1 rRNA gene is annotated in these 429 nt (G+C 50.8%); it reads left to right on the forward strand.

Features of this window, described 5'->3' with window-relative positions:
- Window positions 1-429, forward strand: a 16S ribosomal RNA gene (locus tag ABWU86_RS06055); the annotation flags it as partial.

Here is a 429-nt window from a genome sequence, read left to right on the forward strand (position 1 = left end):
AAAGCCCACCAAGACGATGATACGTAGCCGACCTGAGAGGGTAATCGGCCACATTGGGACTGAGACACGGCCCAGACTCCTACGGGAGGCAGCAGTAGGGAATCTTCCACAATGGACGAAAGTCTGATGGAGCAACGCCGCGTGAGTGATGAAGGGTTTCGGCTCGTAAAACTCTGTTGTTAAAGAAGAACAAGCATGAGAGTAACTGTTCATGTTTTGACGGTATTTAACCAGAAAGCCACGGCTAACTACGTGCCAGCAGCCGCGGTAATACGTAGGTGGCAAGCGTTGTCCGGATTTATTGGGCGTAAAGCGAGCGCAGGCGGTTTTGTAAGTCTGCTGTGAAAGCCCTCAGCTCAACTGAGGAAGTGCAGTGGAAACTACAAAACTTGAGTACAGAAGAGGAAAGTGGAACTCCATGTGTAGCGG

The sequence above is a fragment of the Apilactobacillus pseudapinorum genome (genome assembly GCF_040369555.1).
GTDB lineage: Bacteria > Bacillota > Bacilli > Lactobacillales > Lactobacillaceae > Apilactobacillus.